Source organism: Streptomyces sp. NPDC000878 (assembly GCF_053599695.1).
Genome location: NZ_JBSFMT010000027.1, coordinates 16216 through 35798, shown reverse-complemented (window position 1 = coordinate 35798; position 19583 = coordinate 16216). Strand labels below are relative to the sequence as shown.

Below are 19583 nucleotides of genomic sequence, written 5' to 3'. Positions count from 1 at the left end.
CCTTCAGACGGACCGGTGGTACTGGTCGGGCACATGCACCTCGCCGCCCAGTTCACGGGCCGCGTGCCGGGCCCATGACGGGTTGCGCAGCAGCTCGCGGCCGAGCAGCACCGCGTCGGCCTCGCCGTTGGCCAGGATCTTCTCGGCCTGCTCGGCGTCGGTGATCATCCCGACGGCCGCGACGGGCAGCGAGGTCTCGGACTTCACCCGGGCGGCGAAGGGGACTTGGTAGCCCGGACCGGTCGGGATGCGTACGCCGGAGGCGTTGCCGCCGGTGGAGACGTCGAGGAGGTCGACGCCGTGCGCGTGCAGTTCGGCGGCGAAACGGACGGTGTCGTCGGCGCTCCAGCCGCCCTCCTCCAGCCACTCGGTCGCCGAGATACGGAAGAACAGCGGCTTGTCGTCCGGCCACACCTCCCGTACGGCGTCCACGACTTCGAGCGCGAAGCGCACCCGGTTCTCGTACGAGCCGCCGTAGGCGTCGGTGCGCTGGTTGGAGTGCGGGGACAGGAAACCGTTGATCAGATAGCCGTGCGCGCCATGGATCTCGACGACCTCGAAGCCCGCGTCGAGCGCGCGACGAGCCGCCTCCGCGAACTGCCCGACGATGTCCCGGATTTGATCGACCGTCAGCTCGGCCGGAACCTGGTGATCCTCGTTGAACGGCACCGGGCTCGCGCCGACCGGCTGCCAGCCGAGCGCGTCCGGACCGATCGGCGCGCCGCCCTTCCAGGGCAGACCGGTGGACGCCTTGCGACCGGCGTGGGCGAGCTGGATGCCGGGCACGGTGCCCTGCGAGACCAGGAAGCGGTTGATCCGGCGGAACGCCTCAACCTGGGTGTCGTTCCAGATGCCCAGGTCGTACGGGGTGATCCGGCCCTCGGGGCTGACGGCGCTGGCCTCGACGACGATCAGGCCGGTGCCGCCTGCGGCGCGTGCCGCGTAGTGCGCGAAGTGCCAGTCGTTCGGCGCGCCGGTCTCCGGGCCCTCGGGTGCCGCCGAGTACTGGCACATCGGGGGCATCCACACGCGGTTCGGGATGGTCAGGTCGCGGAGGCGGTAGGGCTCGAAGAGCGCGCTCACGGCGGACTCCAATCGTCATCGTCGTTCGTCACGGGGTCGCTGGACGACTCGTACGATAGGCATCGTAGTACGGCGAGTGTCAAACTACGAGAGTTCTCGTACAATGGGATTCCCGACGAAGTGGAGCCGCCGTGACCACCGCAGCCCCCGCCCCCAGCAGCCGTGACCTGCCGCACCCGGTGCGTGAGGAGATCCGGCTGGAGGGTGTGCTGCACGCGCTCTCCGACCCGATGCGGCTCCAGGTCGTGCGAGAACTCGCCGCCGTGAGCGACGAGTTGTCCTGTTCGCACTTCGACCTGCCCGTGACCAAGTCCACGACCACGCATCACTTCCGGGTGCTGCGCGAGAGCGGGGTGATCCGGCAGGTCTACTGGGGCACGGCCAAGATGAACGGCCTGCGCCGGGACGACCTAGACGACCTCTTCCCGGGGCTTCTCGACAGCGTCCTGACCGCCGCTGCCAGTCAGGCCGTCCGCCTCGGCGGTGTCACCGTCCGCTGACTTGCCGTCGGCTGAACTTCCCTTCCCTGCAAGGTGGTTGAAGAGCAGGTTCAGCACGATCGCCGTCAGACAGCCCGCGCTGATACCGCTGTTCATCACCGTCTGGAACCAGTCCGGGAACTTCGCGTACACCGTCGGCACGCCGACCGGCAGCATGCCCACGGCCACCGAGACCGCCACGACCGTCAGGTTGTGGTTGTCCTTGAACTCGACCGTGGCCAGTGTGCGCAGCCCGCTCGCGGCGACCGTCCCGAACATCACCAGACCCGCGCCGCCCAGTACCGGTGCCGGTATGGCCGCGACCACCGCACCCAGCTTGGGCAGCAGACCGAGCAGCACGAGGATGCCGCCGGCGGTCGCCACGACCCAGCGGCTGCGCACCCGGGTCATCCCGACGAGGCCCACGTTCTGTGCGTACGCCGTGTACGGGAAGGTGTTGAAGATGCCGCCGAGGACGGTGGAGAAACCGTCGGCGCGCAGCCCGTCGGCGAGGGAGCGCGGCTCGACCTTCCGGCCGGTCATCTCGCCGACCGCGATCAGGTCACCGGTCGTCTCGGTCATCGTCACCAGCGCGACCACCAGCATGGAGATGATCGCCGACGCCTCGAAGGTGGGCGCCCCGAAGTGGAAGGGCGTGCTGATGCCGACCCAGTCGGCGTCCCCGACCCCGTCGAAGTCCGTGAACCCGAACGGCACGGCGACGGCCAGCCCCACCACGATGCCGATCAGCACCGCGATCCGGCTCAGGAACACCGGCGCGAAGCGCTGCACGCCGAGCACCACGGCGAGTACGAAGGCAGCCAGCCCCAGGTTCTTCGGTTCGCCGAACTCCGGCGAACCCAATCCGCCGGCCGCCCAGTTGCCCGCCACCGGGAGGAGTGACAGGCCGATGATCAGGATCACTGTGCCGGTCACGAGGGGTGGGAAGAAGCGCAGGAGTCGTCCGAAGACGGGCGCCAGCAGAACGATCGCGAGCCCCGCGACGATCACCGAGCCGTAGATGGCGGGGAGTCCGCCGCCCGTCGTACCGATGAGGACCATCGGCGACACGGCCGCGAAGGTGCAGCCCTGCATGATCGGCAGCCGGACGCCGAAGCGCCAGAAGCCGACGCACTGGATGAGGGTGGCGATGCCGCACACCAGTAGGTCGGCGGTGATGAGGTACGCCAGGTCGGCGGGGGAGAGCTTCATGGCTCCGCCGACGATCAGGGGGACGGCCACGGCGCCGGCGTACATCGCGAGCACGTGCTGGAGGCCGAAGGCGGCGAGTTGGCGTGCGGGTGGGATCTCGTCCACGGGGTGCACAGGTGGTGGGGGTGCGGTGGTGGTCATGCGTACTCCAGGAGCGGCGGCGGGTGAGCGGAGCGTGCGGATGGCGTGGGGCAGTGCCCGGACAGACGAGACCGTAAGGGGCTTGAACAGTTTGTTGATTTCTGAGCTGTTGCCGGTGTGTGTCATGCCCATCGAGGTGCGTTTGACTCTGCGGCGCCGCCGTGGCTTGTCGCGCAGTTCCCCGCGCCCCTTACGGGGCGCTTTCCGCCGCCCTCAGTAGTGAGTCCCAGTCGGGGAGCTTTACGACACTCCGGCCGAGCGTGGCCCCCAGGGCCGCCTCGGCTCGCTCGATGGCCTGCCAGCCTGCCCACTCCACCGGTCGGAATCCCTCCGCGTGCAGCACCGTCAGTGGGTCCTCGGGGCGCTCCTGGCGTACGAGCATCGTGGCGTCCGCCAGTAGGGAGGTCGCCGTTTCCTTGGCGCACGGGCGGTTGGTGCCGATGACGCCGGTCGGGCCGCGTTTGATCCAGCCGGCCACGTACTCGCCGGGGGAGGGGTTGCCGTCGCGCAGGACGCGGCCCGCGAGATGGGGGACTGTGCCGTTGGTCGCGTCGAAGGGCAGTCCGTCGAGCGGGACCCCGCGATAGCCGACCGAGCGGAGTACGAGCTGTGCCTCGATGTCCTCGTACTGGCCTGTGCCCGTCACACCGCCGGTTCCGTCAGGCACCGTCCGCTCGAAACGGACCGCGCCCACTCGGTCCCCGGCGGCCAGCAGTTCGACCGGGCGGCGGAAGAAGCGCAGGCGGATGCGGTGCGTGGCGTCCGTCGAGGGCAGGGCGGCCCAGGTGTGGAGTGCCTCCACGTTGCGGCGCTGGGCGGCCGGCAGGGCGGAGGGGTCCCTATATGCCGGGTCGAGCGTCAACTCGGCCTCGTCCACGACGACCTGGGTGTCCGGCAACGTGCCCAGCTCGCGCAGCTCCTTCGTGGTGAAGCGGGCCTGGGAGGGGCCGCGTCGGCCCACCATGTGGATGTCGGTCACCCGGCTCGCCGCCAGTGCGGTGAGCGCGGCCTGCGGGATGTCGGTGGGGCTCAGTTCGGCCGGGCCGCGTGCCAGCATCCGGGCCACGTCCACCGCCACGTTCCCCACGCCGATGACCACGGCCGACCGCGCTCCTTGGACGAAGTCGTCGTCGACCGCGTCCGGATGGGCGCTGTACCAGGCCACGAACTCGGTCGCCGACCAGCTGCCCGGCAGCTCCTCGCCGGGAATCCCCAGGTGGCGGTCGGTCGCGGCGCCCACGCAGTACACCACCGCGTGGTACAGCTCCCGCAGCCGGGCGCCCGGCAGCTCACCCGGGCCGGAGCCGATCCGGACACCGCCCAGGAAGCGCACCCGCTCGTGCTCCAGGACCGTGCGCAGGTTGTTCTGCAGCGACTTGATCTTCTCGTGGTCCGGCGCCACGCCGTACCGCACCAGACCGTACGGGGCCGGCAACCGGTCCAGGACGTCGACCAGCACCTCCGGATCCTGCTGGACCAGGCTCTGGGCGGTGTAGACCCCGCTCGGACCCGAACCCACGACGGCGACACGCAACACGGCGGAACCCCTCACTGCGGGACGCTGTGGAACTCCCTGTTGCTGACACCTTCAGGATCGCACCGCAGGCGCTGCGCTGACAGGGTTCTGGGCGGGGCGGGCGTGCGTGTCCGTTCGTATGGAAAGTGATCATGCGGTTACGTTCCGTATGTGCTAGAAGCATCCTTTCTTAATCTTTCCGGTCGTTGCCCGACGGACGGCACCGTGTCGGTGCGGCCCGCCTGGGAAGTGCAGGAGCACGAGGGCTCGGCGACCACGGCGTGGTTCGACGTCCGGCTGGCCTTCGCCGACGGCGCCCAGGTCGACGTACTCGCCGTGGTCCGGGAGGCGGGCGTCTCCATCGAGGACGTACGGGCGCAGCCGGCGCTGTCGCTCGACGATCTGGCGGCGCTCGCGGACTGGATCGAGGGGCCGCTCTTCGAGGCGTGCGGCGACGGGCCGGTGGAGGACGGGGAGGCCGAGGTGTGCCTGCGGCCTCGTCGTGCCCGGCCGGCCTGGCCGCGGGGCATCGAGGGGCGGTGGCTGGTCGCGGAGGAGTACCGGGCGGCCCAGGAAGAGGGCGCGGACCCCGTTCTCGCCGTGATGTGCGCGACCGGGCGCAGTCGCCGTCGCTCCCTCAGACTGATCTCGCAGGCTCGCGACGCGGGATTTCTGACACCTCGTCACGCCCGGCGCTGAACAAGGGGTTTGAGGGGTTCAGGCAAGGGTCTTGAGGGAGTCGACCGCCCAACTCGCCGCGCCCGGACTACATTTCGCGCATCCTGTTGATCTCCGTCGTCTGCTGCGCGATCACGTCGTCGGCCATCTCCTCGACCCGGACGTTGTTGCCCTGGCCCTTCACGTCGGTGGCCATGGTGACGGCACCCTCGTGATGCGTGATCATCACCGTCAGGAACAGCTCGTCGAACGCCTTGCCCTTCGCCGCGCGCAACTTGGCGAGTTGGGCGTCGGTCGCCATCCCGGGCATCGTCTCGTGAGTGTGCTCGGTGGTCTTCCCGTCGTCGCCGTTGTCCTTCAACCAGCCCTGCATCGCGGCGATTTCGGGGCGCTGAGCGGCGGCGATGCGCTCGGCCAGCCGCTTCACCGGTGTCGACTCGGCGCGTTTCGGCACGAGTTCGGTGATCTCGATCGCCTGCGAGTGGTGCTCGATCATCATGCGGGCGTACGCGAGGTCCGCCGAGTTGGGCGAGTCGTCCGGCAGCTCCGCCTTCGCCTCGTCCGGGGAGAGTGTCCGGGCCGCCTCGCCGGGCAGGCCGGGCGCGATCACCGAAGGCCCCGTCGCCTTCACGGACTTGGCGTCCGCGTCGGAGGACGAGCCCGAGTCGCAGGCGCCGAGCGCGAGGGTGAGCCCGAGCACGGCCAGGACCGGACGGCAGGCACGGGACGTGCGGCGGACGGGCACAACGACCTCCTGAGTCAGCTGAGTTGACGGACACCTCGTGAGTGCTGTGTCCGTCCTAACACGCTTCCATTCGCTGGTGATCAGAAACTTTCATTACAAATGCGTTGCTCCCTTTTGATCGGTGCATGATGAAGACGATACTTCGGAGGACCGTGAACCGTTCTGACCAGAACGGCTACCAGGGAGGAAGCAGTGACCCTGTTGAACGAATCCCGAACGCGGCGCAGACGCCTGGGGGTTGTCGCCGCGGCGGCCGGACTCCTGGCCGCGCTGCTGACCGCAGGACCCGCCACCGCGAGCCCCGACCCGGGGGACGGCCCGACGGTGTCGGAGGAGATCTCCCAGAGCGTGCAGAGCCAGGTGAAGAAGGCCCTGGCCGAGGGGGAGATACCCGGGGTGGACGAGATCGTCCACTCCGACAACATCACGCACCTCACGAACATCCCCAAGGACGCGCTGCCCGGCACCAACTCGGACCTCGCCTTCCAGGGGAAGTACGCCTTCTCCGGCAACTACGACGGCTTCCGCGTCTTCGACATCAGCAACCCGAAGGCCCCGAAGACCGTCTCCCAGGTGCTGTGCCCCGGCGGCCAGAACGACATCTCCGTCTCCGGGAACCTGCTCTTCCTGTCCACCGACGCCTCGCGCAGCGACAGCAGTTGCAGCAGCGTCTCGCAGCCCGCGACCGAGAAGTCGTCGTGGGAGGGCATGAAGATCTTCGACATCACGGACAAGGCGAACCCCAAGTACGTCGCCGCGGTGGAGACCGCCTGCGGCTCGCACACCCACACGCTGGTGCCCGAGCGCAAGAACGTCTACGTCTACGTCTCCTCCTACTCGCCGAGCGCCACCTTCCCCGACTGCCAGCCGCCGCACGACGGCATCTCGATCATCAAGGTGCCCCGAAAGGCCCCCGAGAAGGCGGCGGTTGTCGGCTTCCCGGTCCTGTTCCCCGGTGAGGGCCCCGACGGCGGCGGCAACCCCGGCTCGCCCACCAACCCGGGCGTCTCCAAGACCACCGGCTGCCACGACATCACCGTGCTGCCCTCGAAGGACCTCGCGGCGGGCGCCTGTATGGGCGACGGCATCCTGTTCTCCATCAAGGACCCGGAGCACCCGAAGGTCATCGACCAGGTCCAGGACAACGTCAACTTCGCGTTCTGGCACTCGGCGACCTTCAACCAGAAGGCCAACAAGGTCGTCTTCACCGACGAGTTGGGCGGCGGTGGCGCGGCCACCTGCAACGCGGCGATCGGGCCGAACCGCGGGGCCGACGGCATCTACGACATCGTCGGCAAGGGCGACAAGCGCAAGCTCGTCTTCAAGAGCTACTTCAAGATCCCGCGCTACCAGGCGGACACCGAGGTCTGCGTGGCCCACAACGGCTCGCTGATCCCGGTCAAGGGCAAGGACATCATGGTCCAGGCCTGGTACCAGGGCGGTGTCTCCGTCTGGGACTTCACCAACTCCTCGAAGCCCAAGGAGATCGCCTACTTCGAGCGCGGCCCGATCACCACGGACCGCGTCACGACCGCCGGCCCGTGGTCGGCGTACTACTACAACGGCTACATCTACTCGAACGACATCGCGAAGGGCTTCGACGTCCTGAAGCTCAGCGACCGGCGCACCGACCCGGCCAAGAAGGTCCGCGTGAGCGAGTTGAACGTCCAGACCCAACCGGACTACTTCGACTGACCGACTGACAGTCGATACTGACTGTCGAGTCAGGAACGCCACAGATCCCTGTCACGCGTCCCGCCGGGCACCTCGGTGTCCGGCGGGACGCGCATGTCCGGGCAAGGCCATCGCGATTCCTCATTGACCAAGGGGCCGCGTGGGGACATGCTGTTACTTCTGCATTGACTTTTTGTCAGCTGGCACAGGTCAAAGCAGTCGAAACGGCTCCCTGGGGGCTGTTTCGGGCGGCCGCCTGTCTGGGGTGACGCGGGGGATCACCTCAGACCGGCGTGCCCTTCCCGGAGCCGAGTCTCAGCCGGCCAGGTCCAGCACCGGCCGCAGCCCGTCCGGGCGTTCGGACACCGGCAGATGGTCCACGAAGTGCACCGCGCAGCCCAGATCCGCCGCGCCACCGTCCGCGCGCCGGTCGTCGCCGACCATGAGCACGTCCTGCGGGGCCACGGCGAGCGCGTCGCAGGCCACCTTGAACAGGCGCGGGTCCGGCTTCTGGATGCCGTGCTCGTACGACAGGACGTAGGCGTCGACGTACGCGTCCAGCCCGTGCGCCCGGAACACGGGCCGCAGATCCCAGCCGATGTTGCTGACCACCCCGACGGAGATCCCGCGCTCCCGCAGCGCGCCCAGCACCTCGACGGCATCGGGGTACGGGGCCCACGCGGCCGGCGCCATGTGCCGCTCGTACAGGGCGTCGTACAACGCAGGGTCGGGGAGCGGCACTTGACGGGCGAGCCCGGTGTACGCGGCCCGGTGCAGCTCGGCACTCTCGTCGCGGATCGCCCACACGGCGGCCAGCTCCTCCGGCAACCGCTGCGGAGAGGCCCCGCCCGGCAGCGCCCCCGCCACCTCAAGCGCCCGAGCCGACGCGGCGAACTCCGCCTCCGGCAGGCCGAGTTCGTGCTCGGCGAGGACGGCGCGCAGCCAGGACTCGGTGGACTCGATGCGGAAGAGGGTCCCGGAGAAGTCGAAGAGCACGGCAGACATGCGCGGGACTTTACCCGGGCGGCCGTCCGGTCATGCGGTCAGCGCCGCTCGGGCACCCGTGCGAACCGCTCGTACGACACCACCGCCAGCGTCACCACCAGCGCCCCGAGGAGCCAGCCGGCGAGCACGTCCGACGGCCAGTGGACGCCCAGCCAGATCCGGGTCAGACCGGCGCCCAGGACCGAGACCACCGCGACCGTGACCGCCGTACGCCACACGGCGTGTCCGACGCCGTAACGGCGCAGCAGCCACAGCAGCAGGCCGCACACCACCGTGGCGGTCATGGCGTGGCCGGAGGGGAAGGCCGCGTAGTGCGCGGAGTCGACCGGGTCGGGCCAGACCGGGCGGGCGCGGCCGACAGCCGCCTTCAGGCTCTGCTGGAGCACCGTGCCCAGCGCGCAGGCGACCACCAGCCACAGGGCGAGCCACCACGCCGAGTGCCGCCACACCAGCCACACCACCACGGCCCCGCACAGCAGGCGCATCGTCAGCGGGTCCCACACCCAGTCCGTCAGGATCCGGAACGCGTGCGTGAGCCCGGGTTCGTCGACCGCCCAGCGATGGGTGGCGCGCGCGATGTCGCCGTCGAGGGCGATCAGCGGATGCCAGTCCACCGCGACCAGGGTCAGGAGAAGCGCGGAGGCGAGGGCCAGGGCGACGGCGACGCGGACGGCCGGGTGACGGGCCGAGCGTCGGAGCCGGGGGACGAGGTGCGTGGAGGGCATGGTGCGATCCTCGCCGACCCATGGGGCGGGAGGCCAACCGAGGGGGTGGCGGGAGGCCGGCGCGCTATCCGAGTGCCCGGAGTCCCGGGACGAATGCCACCAGCACGGGGACCACCGGCACCAGGGCCGCGGCTGCCGTCAGCCGCAGCCTGCGGAACGGCGGCAGCCGGTCCGGTGCGGTCAGCAGCCGGTGCACACGCAGGGGGAGATGGGCGTGCGGGGTCGGGGACGGCCCGAACACGCCCCGGTCCTCGTTGAGTTCGACCAGGGCGAGGGCGGTCGTGAGGCGGCCGAAGCGGCGGGAGGCCATGTCGTCGGCGGCGAGTTCCACCAGCCGGTGCATCTCGGCCCGGAACGAGGCGAAGACCGGCACCTGCGGAAACCCGTTGGCCAGCGCGCCCGAGCAGTGCAGCAGCCAGTCGTGCCGGGCCCGTGCGTGCCCCTGCTCGTGCGCGAGTACGGCGTCCAGCTGACGCCCCTTGAGGCGGCGCAGCGCGGCCGTGGTGACGACCAGTCCGGGCGCCGTGCCGGTCAGCCACCAGGCGTCGGCACGCTCGCCCTCCAGGACCACGAGCCGGTCGGGCCGCGGCTCCTCGCCGGGCAACAGCGGGGCGCGGACAAGGAGTTCGGTCCGCCGGGACCTGCGCCGCCCGCGTGCCCGTACGACCTCACGGACCAGCATCGCCGCGGTCCACAGCCCGCCGCAGGCGAGCGCCACGGCCGTGGCCGCGGCCCAGGGACGGGAGGCGCCGAGGACGTACGCCTCCACGACCGCACGCGGTGCCGGGGCGAACACATGGCCGCGCACGGCCTGCCAGGCCGCCGCCGCGCTGAGCGTCATCGACAGCGCGCAGCACATCAGTACGGCCGCCACGACGCACTGCCACACCCACAGGGCGACCACCGGTTCGTGGTCCGGCCAGTCGGCGCGGGCGAGCAGCCGCGGGGCGACGACGGCGGTCAGCGCGCCGAGCAGCAACAGTGCTGCGGGGACCATCATGAGTGCACCTTATGAGCGGGGCGGCGCTCGGACCTACGGTCCGTCGCGGCAAAGTGACGCAGACCACGGATTCGTACAGTCAGAGCGTGACCAGCATGGCGACCGTCGCGATGCCCATCGACAACCGGCAGGCGCGCGCCAGTTCGGGCCGGTCGCCCCAGCCCGGCGAACCGGTCCGGACCCCGCCACCGCCACCGCCACCGACGGCGAGCACCGGCACCGACAGCAGCCGGACGCCGGACAGCAGGACGTACCCGGTGAAGTAGAGGAGCAGCGCCGTCGTCAGCAGCGGGACTCCGGCCGTGCCGGACCCGTGGTGGTGGCCGGGGGCGGCGGCCATTGCCGCCGCCATGTAGGCCATCGCGAACGCGCCCATCAGATGGTGCAGATGGTGCGGCCCGGTGCGGGCCGCCCACAGGGAGTGCAGTGCGGCCGAGCCGAACACCGCCGTGTACACCAGCCAGGCCCAGCGCGGCGGGGTGAGTACGGCGGCGGGCACGGCCATCGCGGCCATGCCGAAGCTCATCAGCGCCTCGCCGCCCGCGGCCCGGCGCTGTTCCTCGACGGTGCTGCGCATCCGCAGCAGGCAGTACGCCCCGGTCGCCGCGCACAGCGCGACCAGCAGCCACCCGGGCGAAGCCGGACCGTGCACACGAACCTCCCCCTCGACCCCCGAGCCCTCCGCTGAAGAGATGCCCACGCCGGGCGGTGCGCATGCGAGCGCAAGGGTGTACGCGGGGGAGCGTACGCCGGAGCATCGCAGGTGGGAGTATATGTTTTACGAGTAAAACACCTGCTAATCTTTGAGAGTGAGTCCCGATTCCGCCGCCACCCCGCCCGTACGACGCCTCCCGCTGACCGGCGTGCTGCGCGTCGGCCGGCCCTCCGAGATCTGGTTCAAACCGGCCCTGAGCGTGATCGCCGCCGTCGCTCCCCCCTGTCTGACCCTGGCCGCGCTCGACCGCCTCGACCTGGCGATGTACCCGATGGCCGGGGCGCTGTGCGCGCTCTACGCCCACAACCGGCCGTACGCCGCCAGGGCCCGCGTCCTGGCGGGAGTGGTCCTCGGCATGCTCGCCGGACTGGCCGTCGCGCTCGTCGCCGCCTCGCTCACCCGCAACGCCGTCGTCCTGGTCACCGTCGGCGCGCTGCTGGCCGCCGTGCAGAAGACGCTGTGCGACGCCACGCGCATCGGCCCGCCCGCGAACGTGGTGCTCACCTTCGTGTCGTCCGCCGCGCTGTTCGCCCCGCAGACCCTCGGCCAGGTGCCCGGCCATCTGGCGCTGGCCGCCGGGGCGGGTGTCTGGGCCTGGCTCGTCGGCATGGCACCCGGACTCGTCCGCCCGCACGGCCCGGAGCGCCGCGCGACGGCCCATGCCCTCAACGCCGTCGCCGCGCACATCGAGGCGCACGGCAGCGGCGACGGCATCGGCGGCCATGGGTATGTCCGGTCGCGGGTCGCCGCCGAGGCCGCGGTCCAGACGGCCCGGCAGACGCTGTCGTCGGCAGGTGGCAGCCCGGGCACGACTCGCGCCACGACCCGGAGCGCTCTCCAACGGCTGGTCGTGCGGGCCGAGTTCGCGCTCGCCGTGCCCGGAGGGAGCCGCCCCGACGAACTACGCGCCTGGGCACGGCAGTTGCGCGGTGGCGGACAGATCCCGACGCCCGGCGAACGACATGCGGGGAAGCCGCTCGACGCCGAACTCGCCGCCCCGGCGCAGCCGTTGTGGACGAGGCTCGGCCCGCTCGCGCCCTTCGCCGCACGCACCGCCTTGGGCTGCGCCCTCGCCGGATACGCCTCCCTCGCCCTCGGCATCGGCCGCCCCTACTGGGCCCTCGTCACCGCGGCCTCCCTCTACCAGGCCAACGTCACCCTCACCTGGAACCGGGCCGTGCAGCGGACCGTCGGCAACCTCGCCGGGTTGCTGCTCTTCGCCGCCGTCGTACCGCTGGCGCACCTCGGGCCGGTCGCCCTCGTCCTGTGCTGCCTCGCCCTCAACTTCGGCGCCGAGGCGCTGATCAGCCGCAACTACTGGCTCGGCAGCGTCTGTGTGACCCCGATGGCGCTGCTCGTCACCGAGTTCACGGGGTTCCAGGAACCCGGCCGGCTGATGACCGAACGGATCGTCGACACGGGCGTCGGCGCGCTGCTCGGCTTCCTCGCGGCCGTCGCGGTCACCAACCACCGCGCGGGCCTCCGCGTCGAGCACGCGCTGACGGCGGTGGAACACGCCCGCACCCACGCCGAACGCGCTCTGACGGACGTACATCCTGTACCCGAACGCCTGGACGAAGCGCGTCGCGGCCTCGCCGCCGCCCTCTCCGACCTGCGCACCCTCGCCGACACGGCGGCCGGGGAGTGGTGGCAACGCACCCGACCCCAGGAGCGGGTCGTGCTCGCCGAACGGTCCGGACACCGTACGCTCGCGGCGACGGCACGAGGCCAGGGGCTACGCCCGTAGGCGGCAGCCGGCCTGGACGATGCTGGACGGACGACAGGGCGACGGAGGACGTAGGGCCATGACGGCAGTGAACGGGGGCACACCGCCCGGCAGAGGCGCGGCGGCCGAGGAGACAGCCACCGGGTCGCGAGCCCCCCTCGGCCCGGCGTACGACACCGTGGCCGGAGTCGTACGCCAGTGGCAGACCGTCCATCCCGGCCTCGACACCGGGCCCATGGAGATCATCGGCCGGATCAACCGCTGCGCCGCCCTCCTCCAGCAGGCCGAGGACGCCCCGCTGCGCCGCGTGGGGCTCACCCGCCCCGAGTTCGATCTGCTCGGCGCGCTCCGGCGCACCGGCCGCGAACTGACCCCGAGCGAACTCACCCGCGAAACCTTCTCCTCCGGGGCCGCCGTCACCAAGCGGCTCAAGCAGCTGACCGAACGGGGCCTGGTCGAGCGGCGCGGCGACACCCGGGACCGGCGGGTCGCCCACGTCCGCCTCACCGACGCCGGACGCGACCTCGTCGACGGTGTGCTGCCCGAGCAGCTCACCTACGAGACCGCCGTGCTGTCCGGCCTCGACAGCACCGGACAGCAGGAACTCGCCGGACTGCTGGGGGAGTTGCTCGGCCGACTGGAGGGGCGGCTGGGCGCGCTGCGGTTCTGAGCCGGCGCCCGGATCAGCCCTCCGCCGACTCCCGGTGAATGCCGAGCACCGCGCCACCCGGATCCCGCAGCACCGCGATGCGCGGACCGTTCGGGATGCTCGTGGGCTCCATGACGATGGTGGCTCCTGCTCCGGCCGCCGCGTCCGCCGAGGCGTCCACGTCCTCGACCACGAAGTACGGCAGCCAGTGCGGCGGCACCTCCGGCGGGTACATGTCGTTCATCGCGAGCATCCCACCGAACTCGGCACCGTCGACGCCGAAGTGCGTGTACTCGGGGGAGGCGGTGACGGACCAGCCGAAGACCGCGGTGTAGAACGTCCGCGCCCGCTCGGTGTCGCGCGTCGCCAGCTCCACCCAGCCGAGCGAGCCCGGCGCGTTGAGCAGGCCCGCGCCCGCGAAGCCCTGGTCCCGCCACAGCTGGAAGGCCGCGCCGTCGGGATCGGCGGCGGACGCGAACCGTCCCATGCCCGGCACGTCCCCGGGCTCCATGGCCACCGAGCCGCCCGCCGCCCGCACCTTCGTCAGCGTCGCGTCCACGTCCGCCACGGCGAACGTCACGTACCAGGCGACGGGCTGCTTCTCCTCGCCCAGCGGCACGAACGCGGCGACGGGGGCGTCCCCGAGGTGGGCGATGGTGTAACCGCCCATCTCCGCGCTCGGGTCCGTCTGGGGCCGCCAGCCGAAGAGGTCGGCGTAGAAGCGCTTGGTCGCCTCCAGGTCGGTGGTGCCCAACTCGGCCCAGCAGGGTCCGCCGGTCACGGGCTTGTCGAACTTCATGGCGTCACGGCCTTCCTCAGGGCGTGTGCGGTCCACTGTTCTCCCGCAGCACGCTAGTCCGGCCCGTCCACCGGCGCACCCCAGCGGGTGCCCCTCAGATGCCCGGCCGGTACCGCAGCGGATGGTCCGCCGGCACCTCCACCAGCACGATCCGCGTGCCGTCCGGATCCGCGATCCACATCTCGACGAGCCCCCACGGCTCCTTCACCGGCGGCCGGACGATCTCCACGTCCCGGGACACCAGCTCGTCATGCGCGGCCGTCACGTCGGCCACCTGGAGCCACAGCCGTACGGACGGCGACGGCGGTTCCTCGGCCCGTCCCGACAGCTCCAGGAACCCGCCGCCGAGGAAGTAGACTGTGCCCCGCTCCGGCCCCGTCCCGAACTCGCGGTGGACGGCGAGCCCCAGCCGCTCGCCGTAGAAGACCCGGGAACGCTCCGGGTCGAGGGGCCGGAGAAGAACCCGGCTGCTCAGTACATGCACCATGCAACCGGAGCCTAGAGCCTGCCCGGCGTCGGCGTTACGCTCATCGGTGCCCGCGCAGCGCACCAGAAGCACGAGAAGCCGGAGAACCGCCGCCATGGACACCGCAACCACCGGACCGACCTTCCGAGACGCCACCGAGGCCGACATCGACACCCTGGTCGTGCTGATCGAGTCGGCGTACCGCGGAGACAGCAGCCGGGCGGGCTGGACCACCGAGGCGGACATCCTCGAAGGACAGCGCACCGATCCGCAGGGCGTGCTGAACGTCATCAAGTCGGCCGACAGCCGGCTGCTGACCGTCGAACAGGACGGCCGTGTGGTCGCCTGCTGCCAGCTCGAACACCGCGGCGACCACGCCTACTTCGGCATGTTCGCGGTCAGCCCGGTGCTCCAGGGCGCGGGCCTGGGCAAGGTGATCATCGCGGAGGCTGAGCGGTCGGCGCGCGAGACGTGGGGCGCGCGTGAGATGCACATGACCGTGATCTCCGTACGGAACGACCTCATCGCCTGGTACGAGCGGCGCGGCTACCGCCGTACGGGAAAGATGACCCCCTTCCCGTACGGCGACGAGCGCTTCGGCATTCCGCAGCGCGACGATCTGCAGTTCGAGCTGCTGGTGAAGGAGCTTGTGTAGCCGCTACGCGGTGAAGCGGCCCGTGCGTTTGATCTGCGGGTAGTCGGTGGTCGCGCCGTCCAGCTCCAGGGCCCGTACGAGGCGCAGCTGGTCCTGGGTGTTGACCACCCAGCCGATGATCCGCAGGTCCGCCTTCCTGGCCCGCTCGACGATCTCCAGGGTGAGGCGGCGGATGTTGAGGCAGACGGTCGAGGCGCCGACGCGGGTGGCGCGGTCCACGACGTCGGTGCCGTAGCGGCTGGCGATGAGCGCCGTGCGTACCCCGGGCACCAGGCGGGTGATCTCGGCGATCGCGTCCTCGTGGAACGAGGACACCTCGATCCGGTCGGCCAGCTCGCGGCGGTCCAGCACCTCGGCCAGCGCCCGCGCCGCCGCCGTGTCCTTGATCTCGGCCTGGAGCGGTGCGCCGACCGCGTCCAGGACCTCCTCGAACACCGGGACGCGCTCGTCGCGGCCCGCGTCCAGGGCGCGCAGCTCGGCGAGGGACTTCTCGGCGACGGTCCCGGTGCCGTTCGTCGTGCGGTCCACGTCGGCGTCGTGCATGACGACGAGGGCGCCGTCCCGGCTGAGACGCAGATCGAGTTCGATCATGTCGAGGCCCGCCTGCTCGGCGGCGACGAACGAACGCAGGGTGTTCTCGGGCTCGACGCCCATGATTCCGCGGTGCCCGATGGTCAGGAAGTTCAAGGTCAACTCGCTTCCGTCGACGGCGGCTCGGCTGCCGCAGCCTAACCGCCTGCCCGGGCATTGAACCCGTACAGACGCGCCGGAACCGCTGGCCGGAAGTGGTGGGTTGGGAAGGGGGTGTGGAGCGGCCACTGCCGGGTACCGGAAGTAACCGTCCTTTTGGTTTCCGGCAGGAAAATACGCGGTGACCATGGGGGTGGGCAGGATAATCTCTCCTGTCTCGCCTTGTGATCGGGAACCTCGTGCGCATACGGTGTTCTTACGCGAGGTTCTCCCGGGGAGGATGGGACATGACGGAAATTCTTGTGCAGGCGGTTCCGGACGAGCGGGTTCTTCCGCTCGGCAGGGTGGTGGAGCACCCGGCATGGCCCGTGCTCAAGGACGCCGTGGAACAGATCCGGCCATGGCAGGCCAAGGACGGGTCGATCGACTTCGACCGGGAGGACGCCCCGGACCCCGCGGACATCGATCTCGCCGTCCGCCGGATCGTGGACGCCGTCGCGGAACTGTCCCCGCTGCTGCCGCACGACACCGCCTACCACCAGGCCCTCGCCAAGGATCTGCGCCGCTGGTCCGACGGCGGTTTCAAGGTGCCGGACTTCCTCGATTCGCTGCTGGCCTTCCAGCCCGCCGCGAGCCGCGCGGACGGCCTCCAGCACCTGGTCGTCTTCCCGATGTACACGCAGAACGGCAACCCGGACCGCAACTTCGAAGCGGTCGTCCTGCGCATGGTCTGGCCCGACTGGCTGGCCGAGCTGGAGCGCACCCGCTACGACAACCCGCTGTTCTGCGGCATCACCTTCGAGGACTTCACGGCCGGGTACGACACCAATTCCGCCGTCCTCTTCCCGGAGACCATCGCGGTGCGCGAGGCGCCGGAACGGTTCACCTGGGGCGGCATCTTCTGCGACCGCGAGGCCGCCCGCTTCCGCCGGGTCACCGACGCCGCCGTCGACATCCTGGGCCTCGACCTGCCCGCGGACGTCGCCGCGATGGTCCACGACCAGAAGCGCTGCGAGGAGGCCTTCGTCCTGTGGGACATGGTCCACGACCGCACCCACAGCCGCGGCGACCTGCCCTTCGACCCCTTCATGATCAAGCAGCGTCAGCCGTTCTGGATGTACGGCCTCGAAGAGCTGCGCTGCGACCTCACCGCCTTCAAGGAGGCCGTGAAGCTGGAGGCCGAGGGCATTCCCCAGGCCCGTGACGTGCAGTTCGCCGTGCTGTTCGACCGGATGTTCCGCTTCCCGGTCACCGGCGAGCGCGTCCGCAACTACGACGGCCTCGGCGGCCAGCTCCTCTTCGCGTACCTCCACAAGCACGACGTGGTCCGGTGGACCGACAACAAGCTGCACATCGACTGGCAGCGCGCCCCGCAGGTCACCAACCAGCTCTGCGCCGAGATCGAGACCCTCTACCGCGAGGGCATCGACCGGCCCAAACTCGTCCACTGGTTCAAGGCGTTCGAGCTGGTCTCCACCTATCTCGCCCCGCACCCGGGCTCCCGTTGGGCCAAGGGTCCCGACGCCCTCGACCTGAACCAGCCGCCGCGCAAACTCGTCGACGACGTGCTTCCGGACGAGTTTCCGCTGAGCATGTTCTATGAGGCCCTTTCCAAGAAGCTGAAGAACGTGATCGCCTCAACCCGGGGGATCACCGCGGAGAGCGCCGAGCGAGTCGCCGCGTGAGCGACCGCACCACCGAAAACACTGCTCAGGAGGCGATGAAGATGGGGAACGGGGCTCTCAGCGGTGCGGTGATCGCGGTCGCGGGCGCCGGCGGACCGGCCGGCCGGGCGGCACTGCTCAGGCTCGCCGAGGCGGGCGCGACCGTCGTCGGCGCGGACAACGACCCGGAGCGGCTCGCGGAGGCCGTGGACGCGGCGAGCTACGCGCACGGCGGCGCCGATGTCGTCGGCGACACCGTCGACCTGCTGGACCTCCAGTCGACCCGGGACTGGGCCACGCGCATCGAGAAGGACTTCGGGCGCGTCGACGGCCTGGTCCACCTCGTCGGCGGCTGGCGCGGCAGCGAGACCTTCACCAAGACGGTCCTCGATGACTGGGACCTGCTGGAACTGCTGCTCATCCGCACCGTCCAGCACACCTCCCTCGCCTTCCACGAGGCGCTCCAGCGCAGCGAACGCGGCCGGTACGTCCTGATCAGCGCCGCCGGTGCGAGCAACCCCACGGCGGGCAACGCCGCGTACTCGGCCGCCAAGGCCGCCGCCGAGGCGTGGACGCTGGCCATGGGCGACTACTTCCGCAAGGCCGGCGCCTCGGAGGGCGCGGACGGGGCGACGTCGGCGGCTGCGATCCTGGTCGTGAAGGCGTTGGTGCACGACGCGATGCGCGCCGAGCGCCCCAACGCGAAGTTCGCGGGCTTCACGGACGTCAAGGAGCTGGCCGAGGCCATCGTCGGCGTCTGGGACCGGCCCGCCGCCGAAGTGAACGGGAAACGTCTGTGGCTCACCGAGAAGCCGTGAACCCTCCGAAGACCGACGCACGCCGTCATCACGACCCGGAGGCCCGAGGCTTCGCCAGCGACAACTACGCGGGGGTCCACCCCGAGGTGCTCGCCGCCCTGGCCCTGGCCAACGGCGGGCACCAGGTCGCGTACGGCGAGGACGACTACACGGAGAACCTCCAGCGGATCGTCCGCAGCCACTTCGGGGCCACCGCGGAGGCGTTCCCCGTCTTCAACGGCACCGGGGCCAACGTCGTCGCGCTCCAGGCGGTCACCGACCGCTGGGGCGCCGTGATCTGCGCCGAGAGCGCGCACATCAACGTGGACGAGGGCGGCGCCCCCGAGCGCATGGGCGGCCTCAAGCTGCTCACGGTGCCCACACCCGACGGCAAGCTGACCCCCGACCTGATCGACCGGCAGGCGTACGGCTGGGACGACGAGCACCGTGCGATGCCGCAGGTCGTCTCGATCACCCAGAGCACCGAGCTGGGGACGCTCTACACCCCGGACGAGATCCGCGCGATCTGCGACCACGCCCACGCGCACGGCATGAAGGTCCACCTGGACGGCTCCCGCATAGCCAACGCGGCGGCCTCCCTCGACGTCCCGATGCGGACGTTCACCAACGCCGTCGGCGTCGACATCCTCTCCCTCGGCGGGACGAAGAACGGCGCGCTGTTCGGTGAGGCGGTCGTCGTCATCGACCAGGACGCCGTCAGCCACATGAAGCATCTGCGCAAGCTGTCCATGCAACTCGCCTCCAAGATGCGCTTCGTGTCGGTGCAGTTGGAGGCGCTGCTCGCCAAGGACCTGTGGCTGCGCAACGCCCGCCACTCCAACGCGATGGCCCAGCGCCTCGCGGAGGGCGTACGGGCCGTGCACGGGGTCGAGATCCTCCACCCGGTGCAGGCGAACGCGGTCTTCGCCCGCCTTCCGCACGACGTGAGCGAACGCCTGCAGAAGCGCTTCCGCTTCTACTTCTGGGACGAGGCGGCCGGAGACGTCCGCTGGATGTGCGCCTTCGACACGACCGAGGACGACGTGGACGCGTTCGTGGCGGCGCTGAAGGAGGAGATGGCGCGGTAGCCAGGGTGTGGTTCTCTGTGCATAGGTATGCGGTCACCTGAAAAGTCATTGACTGTCGGGTGATCGCTTTCCTATG

General features: G+C 70.6%; 20 protein-coding genes. 9 read left to right on the top strand and 11 right to left on the bottom strand.

Annotated features, from left to right (window positions below; all coding sequences use genetic code 11):
* Nucleotides 1-3 precede the first annotated feature (3 nt).
* Nucleotides 4-1083 (bottom strand): NADH:flavin oxidoreductase/NADH oxidase, encoded by a 1080-nt coding sequence (locus ACWDR4_RS23930; protein WP_450411419.1) that lies wholly within the window; start codon nt 1081-1083, stop codon nt 4-6.
* Nucleotides 1084-1214: 131 nt separating this feature from the next.
* Between ACWDR4_RS23930 and ACWDR4_RS23925 the strand changes: the two genes are divergently transcribed.
* Nucleotides 1215-1583: an ArsR/SmtB family transcription factor gene (locus tag ACWDR4_RS23925; protein WP_450411417.1), complete on the top strand. Its 369-nt coding sequence runs from the start codon at nt 1215-1217 to the stop codon at nt 1581-1583.
* Here ACWDR4_RS23925 and ACWDR4_RS23920 read toward each other — a convergent pair.
* Both ACWDR4_RS23920 and ACWDR4_RS23915 read right to left on the bottom strand, forming a co-directional pair.
* Nucleotides 1494-2915, bottom strand: a complete 1422-nt coding sequence (locus tag ACWDR4_RS23920; protein ID WP_450411416.1) for a nucleobase:cation symporter-2 family protein — start codon at nt 2913-2915, stop codon at nt 1494-1496. The two genes, ACWDR4_RS23925 and ACWDR4_RS23920, sit on opposite strands and share 90 nt — an antisense overlap.
* A gap of 190 nt (nt 2916-3105) precedes the next feature.
* Nucleotides 3106-4452 (bottom strand): FAD-dependent oxidoreductase, encoded by a 1347-nt coding sequence (locus ACWDR4_RS23915; protein ID WP_450411415.1) that lies wholly within the window; start codon nt 4450-4452, stop codon nt 3106-3108.
* 204 nt (nt 4453-4656) lie between these two features.
* Here ACWDR4_RS23915 and ACWDR4_RS23910 point away from each other — a divergent pair, with 204 nt between their 5' ends.
* Complete coding sequence (locus ACWDR4_RS23910; RefSeq protein ID WP_450411413.1) at nt 4657-5130, top strand: DUF6214 family protein; 474 nt, start codon at nt 4657-4659, stop codon at nt 5128-5130.
* Nucleotides 5131-5197: 67 nt separating this feature from the next.
* Here the strand turns inward: ACWDR4_RS23910 and ACWDR4_RS23905 are convergent, their stop codons facing one another.
* Nucleotides 5198-5854, bottom strand: a complete 657-nt coding sequence (locus ACWDR4_RS23905; RefSeq protein ID WP_450411411.1) for a DUF305 domain-containing protein — start codon at nt 5852-5854, stop codon at nt 5198-5200.
* A gap of 192 nt (nt 5855-6046) precedes the next feature.
* Between ACWDR4_RS23905 and ACWDR4_RS23900 the strand changes: the two genes are divergently transcribed.
* Nucleotides 6047-7549 (top strand): LVIVD repeat-containing protein, encoded by a 1503-nt coding sequence (locus tag ACWDR4_RS23900; protein ID WP_450411410.1) that lies wholly within the window; start codon nt 6047-6049, stop codon nt 7547-7549.
* A 294-nt stretch (nt 7550-7843) separates the two neighbouring features.
* On the opposite strand, the gene ACWDR4_RS23895 is transcribed toward ACWDR4_RS23900, so the two are convergent.
* The 4 genes from ACWDR4_RS23895 to ACWDR4_RS23880 all read right to left on the bottom strand — a co-directional run bounded on the left by ACWDR4_RS23895 (nt 7844) and on the right by ACWDR4_RS23880 (nt 10910).
* The gene (locus tag ACWDR4_RS23895) at nt 7844-8533 is read right to left on the bottom strand and encodes an HAD family hydrolase (RefSeq protein ID WP_450411409.1); all 690 of its coding nucleotides are present in this window, start codon (nt 8531-8533) and stop codon (nt 7844-7846) included.
* Between the two features lie 38 nt (nt 8534-8571).
* Nucleotides 8572-9258, bottom strand: coding sequence for a phosphatase PAP2 family protein (locus ACWDR4_RS23890; RefSeq protein WP_450411407.1), 687 nt, complete (start codon nt 9256-9258; stop codon nt 8572-8574).
* A gap of 64 nt (nt 9259-9322) precedes the next feature.
* A complete protein-coding gene (locus ACWDR4_RS23885; RefSeq protein ID WP_450411405.1) occupies nt 9323-10258 on the bottom strand; it encodes a M56 family metallopeptidase in 936 nt (311 codons plus the stop codon).
* A gap of 79 nt (nt 10259-10337) precedes the next feature.
* Nucleotides 10338-10910 (bottom strand): DUF5134 domain-containing protein, encoded by a 573-nt coding sequence (locus ACWDR4_RS23880; protein ID WP_450411403.1) that lies wholly within the window; start codon nt 10908-10910, stop codon nt 10338-10340.
* Nucleotides 10911-11067: 157 nt separating this feature from the next.
* Between ACWDR4_RS23880 and ACWDR4_RS23875 the strand changes: the two genes are divergently transcribed.
* Both ACWDR4_RS23875 and ACWDR4_RS23870 read left to right on the top strand, forming a co-directional pair.
* Nucleotides 11068-12720, top strand: coding sequence for an FUSC family protein (locus tag ACWDR4_RS23875; RefSeq protein ID WP_450411401.1), 1653 nt, complete (start codon nt 11068-11070; stop codon nt 12718-12720).
* A gap of 58 nt (nt 12721-12778) precedes the next feature.
* A complete protein-coding gene (locus tag ACWDR4_RS23870; RefSeq protein WP_450411399.1) occupies nt 12779-13369 on the top strand; it encodes a MarR family winged helix-turn-helix transcriptional regulator in 591 nt (196 codons plus the stop codon).
* A gap of 13 nt (nt 13370-13382) precedes the next feature.
* On the opposite strand, the gene ACWDR4_RS23865 is transcribed toward ACWDR4_RS23870, so the two are convergent.
* Both ACWDR4_RS23865 and ACWDR4_RS23860 read right to left on the bottom strand, forming a co-directional pair.
* Nucleotides 13383-14147 (bottom strand): VOC family protein, encoded by a 765-nt coding sequence (locus ACWDR4_RS23865; RefSeq protein WP_450411398.1) that lies wholly within the window; start codon nt 14145-14147, stop codon nt 13383-13385.
* A 94-nt stretch (nt 14148-14241) separates the two neighbouring features.
* Nucleotides 14242-14634, bottom strand: a complete 393-nt coding sequence (locus tag ACWDR4_RS23860; protein WP_450411396.1) for a VOC family protein — start codon at nt 14632-14634, stop codon at nt 14242-14244.
* Nucleotides 14635-14728: 94 nt separating this feature from the next.
* On the opposite strand from ACWDR4_RS23860, the gene ACWDR4_RS23855 reads away from it, so the two are divergent.
* Complete coding sequence (locus tag ACWDR4_RS23855; protein WP_450411394.1) at nt 14729-15268, top strand: GNAT family N-acetyltransferase; 540 nt, start codon at nt 14729-14731, stop codon at nt 15266-15268.
* Nucleotides 15269-15271: 3 nt separating this feature from the next.
* On the opposite strand, the gene ACWDR4_RS23850 is transcribed toward ACWDR4_RS23855, so the two are convergent.
* Complete coding sequence (locus ACWDR4_RS23850; RefSeq protein WP_450411543.1) at nt 15272-15955, bottom strand: glycerophosphodiester phosphodiesterase; 684 nt, start codon at nt 15953-15955, stop codon at nt 15272-15274.
* 290 nt (nt 15956-16245) lie between these two features.
* On the opposite strand from ACWDR4_RS23850, the gene ACWDR4_RS23845 reads away from it, so the two are divergent.
* From ACWDR4_RS23845 to ACWDR4_RS23835, 3 genes are read left to right on the top strand one after another with little or no spacing between them, the layout of a single operon-like run.
* A complete protein-coding gene (locus tag ACWDR4_RS23845) occupies nt 16246-17643 on the top strand; it encodes a DUF6421 family protein (RefSeq protein WP_450411392.1) in 1398 nt (465 codons plus the stop codon).
* Between the two features lie 41 nt (nt 17644-17684).
* Nucleotides 17685-18440, top strand: coding sequence for an SDR family NAD(P)-dependent oxidoreductase (locus ACWDR4_RS23840; RefSeq protein WP_450411390.1), 756 nt, complete (start codon nt 17685-17687; stop codon nt 18438-18440).
* Nucleotides 18437-19507: a threonine aldolase family protein gene (locus ACWDR4_RS23835; protein WP_450411389.1), complete on the top strand. Its 1071-nt coding sequence runs from the start codon at nt 18437-18439 to the stop codon at nt 19505-19507. Before ACWDR4_RS23840 ends, ACWDR4_RS23835 begins: the two co-directional genes overlap by 4 nt.
* Nucleotides 19508-19583: the final 76 nt, after the last annotated feature.

Bases quoted from the DNA above. Each gene is read 5' to 3' on its own strand.
- ACWDR4_RS23885 (WP_450411405.1), bottom strand. From the start codon at position 10,258: ATGATGGTCCCCGCAGCACTGTTGCTGCTCGGCGCGCTGACCGCCGTC.
- ACWDR4_RS23845 (WP_450411392.1), top strand. From the start codon at position 16,246: ATGACGGAAATTCTTGTGCAGGCGGTTCCGGACGAGCGGGTTCTTCCG.
- ACWDR4_RS23870 (WP_450411399.1), top strand. From the start codon at position 12,779: ATGACGGCAGTGAACGGGGGCACACCGCCCGGCAGAGGCGCGGCGGCC.
- ACWDR4_RS23860 (WP_450411396.1), bottom strand. From the start codon at position 14,634: ATGGTGCATGTACTGAGCAGCCGGGTTCTTCTCCGGCCCCTCGACCCG.
- ACWDR4_RS23840 (WP_450411390.1), top strand. From the start codon at position 17,685: ATGGGGAACGGGGCTCTCAGCGGTGCGGTGATCGCGGTCGCGGGCGCC.
- ACWDR4_RS23890 (WP_450411407.1), bottom strand. From the start codon at position 9,258: ATGCCCTCCACGCACCTCGTCCCCCGGCTCCGACGCTCGGCCCGTCAC.
- ACWDR4_RS23895 (WP_450411409.1), bottom strand. From the start codon at position 8,533: ATGTCTGCCGTGCTCTTCGACTTCTCCGGGACCCTCTTCCGCATCGAG.
- ACWDR4_RS23855 (WP_450411394.1), top strand. From the start codon at position 14,729: ATGGACACCGCAACCACCGGACCGACCTTCCGAGACGCCACCGAGGCC.
- ACWDR4_RS23920 (WP_450411416.1), bottom strand. From the start codon at position 2,915: ATGACCACCACCGCACCCCCACCACCTGTGCACCCCGTGGACGAGATC.
- ACWDR4_RS23865 (WP_450411398.1), bottom strand. From the start codon at position 14,147: ATGAAGTTCGACAAGCCCGTGACCGGCGGACCCTGCTGGGCCGAGTTG.